This is a genomic window from Bartonella sp. AA9NXGY (assembly GCF_042196845.1).
Lineage (GTDB): Bacteria > Pseudomonadota > Alphaproteobacteria > Rhizobiales > Rhizobiaceae > Bartonella.
The window spans coordinates 1-2,683 of sequence record NZ_JBHIRB010000056.1 but is presented as its reverse complement, the minus strand read 5'-3'; the positions used below and the strand labels follow the sequence as shown (position 1 = coordinate 2,683).

Genomic DNA, 2,683 nt, shown 5'->3' with positions numbered 1-2,683 from the left:
GAATGGTAATATCCGCTTGTTTCTGTTCTCCTGGTGCTTTCTCTCCTGACGTTTCCTCTGCCTTACCGGCTACGAGCGTCGAGGCGACAACTTCCGTGTTGTTTCCAGATTCAATGGCAACGCCTTTTTCTCCTGCTATACTTGAACCTACCACTTGGGTAGCTCCAAAAGTTTCATGATAGGATGAGCTTCCCCCAAAAAAACCGCCATCTGTGTAGCTAGATATCTCACGGTGTGAACTATCCTCTGCATTGGTGATCAGGACATCGTTGCTGGCTTTCAGCCCTACCTTGCCCTCAGCCGCAACGGAACTGCCTGTGATGCTAAGGTCATGCGGTTTCCCATCCTGCCCTGCAACAACAGTGGTATCACCCCCAGATTTTATCGAAGAACCCCGAGAAATAGACTCTTGCCTATCAACACTAAAGTCGCTGCTCTGAAAATGATAATCTCTTTCATCGTTTCTCACCCCTATTGTTATCTCCCCTTGTGCGCCAAGAGCAACATTGTCCTTCGCATCTATATCGGAAGCAGCAATATGGATATCTTGACCCGAGATGACAGTGGTATCTTTTCCAGAACTTAAATGAGAGCCATTGTGCAAGGCGACATGGGAGGTTTCACTCCCGCGATGATTGTCCATGCTGTTGCGTGTAGCATCAATCGAAACATTTTCTTTTGCTTGTAAGTAAAGATCATCATGCGCTTGAACATCAGAGCCTAAAATATTCAAATCTTTTCCAGAGAGAAGTGTCGTCGAGCCTCCAGAGTTTAACACAGATTTATGGTGCATAATGGAGTCACTATACTGTTTATGGTGATGCGTTGCAGCTGAGCCTATCGTCAAGTTGCCTTCTTCTGTAGCCATGGCAAGATCACCTCCGGTGCTGATCCCCACCCCTGAGGCGGTAATATCTTGTTTAGCAATCACCGTTGCATTACCCCCAGCAGAAAGCGCCTCGGTGTTTAATACGGTCTCCACGCCGTCAACCGTTGTGCGCCCTGCGTCCAAACGAATATTCTTCTCCGCAAGGATAACAGCATCCCCACCAGCAGCAAAATGCCCCCCTTGACTGAGGATATCCCCACCATGCACATGCAATTGGTGGTTTGCCGCAATCCGCCCTGAATTGGTTATTGTGGAATTGCTTGTATTTTGGCTGGTGATATTGACATCATCGCCCATGATCAAAGCCCCAGCAGAAACAAAGGAGGCTCTGTCTTTTTCAGGGATGTAAAGCACCGGTGCATAAACATCCATGCCCTTGACCTGTTGGCGCACATAAATCACCATCGGGGCTTCTAGGGACGCCAATTGTTCTTCACTCAAAGCCTCACCAAAAGGGAGATTGTGTGCTTTTGCATAATCTGCCCCACCATCTAGCAAAGTTTTGACTTGTTCAATGGCATCACTTCCAGGAATAAAGGAACCTTTGCCCAAACCTTGACCAACAAGATCACGCATTTGTTTCTCAATCAGCTGCTTTTCAAAATAGGCATCACCTAAGAAAAAAATCTCTCTGTCAGGATTATAACCAATTCTGTTCAAATAATAGGCTGAGCCATAAAACTTGCCGACATCAAGGAATTCTGCCCGCGTTTCATAAATGAAATTTTGATTGGGCAGCGTGCCCCCAACACCCCCCGATTGGGGCTTTGGTAAAGGGAGCCCCTCAGCAAGTTCCCCCGCATTATTGAGATCGACTTTTGGTGTAAAGAGAGCGCCAGCTCCAGGCAAACCACTTAAGGACTCCAGTGGATTGCCTCCAACGGTTTTTGCCTCAAAATGCGCATCCCCTGTAATCGAACCTTCCGCTGCCTCGTTGTGGAGTTGATCGACCACCAAATTCAAAATGCCACCCGCTTGAACAAGACCAGGAACAGTATCGAGAACTTCTGAATTGATATGGCGAAAACCATCATTATTTATTATATCTAAAGCAACATTTCGGCTTCCATCAGCGTTATAAGCATAACAATAAGCATCCGTATTAGCCTGACAACCCATATAGGTGTTTTTATAAGCTGTTGCACCTAAATTGGTCAGCACATTGGCGTGGATATCGGCGTTTCCCCCTGCTTCTATAATGCTATAATGGTTGTCAATGGTATCAGCGTTAATAATAAGATTGCCGTGAGACTGTATCATTCCTTGACGAGTAGGCGAAAATTCTTGCGTGACAGTTTTCTGTATCATGTGAGATAAATTATTCCATCGGTACCCTTGAAAAAAAACCGAACTTTCACTCTCTTCATTCCAAGTAAATGCCTTGTATACTATCCCATCTTCTAAAGTTATCTTACCATAAGTTGCCTCTTTGTTGGGCAAAGAATTTTTAAAGTGAAAATCACATGTGTTTCCCGAACATTCAACTTCCTCATAGGAAACGGCCCATATTTCTATCCCCAACTCATTTGCTATACTTGTTGTATGATACAAAATCGCATTTTCAATTGAATCAAAGCGTTCTGGTTTTTGGAAAGAAATATCGCTATATTCCGTTTTTTCTGTGATGACAGGCGTGCTATCGGCTTCGTTTTTCAGGGTGTTGGTTTGGATATTTAAGTTTCCACCAACTTGAATAAAGCCCGCTTTGTTAACAAGGGAAAGGCTTTTTCCGCTGCCAGCCGCATTGGTGAAACCCAAATCACCCTCTGCCATTATGGCACCAAAATCATTCAA

The 2,683-nt window shown here is 44.9% G+C and carries 1 protein-coding gene; it reads right to left on the bottom strand.

Going from position 1 to position 2,683, the window contains the following annotated elements:
• Positions 1 to 2,683: hemagglutinin repeat-containing protein (locus ACFIM6_RS09615; protein ID WP_375612639.1), on the bottom strand; the 2,683-nt coding region annotated here is incomplete at both ends.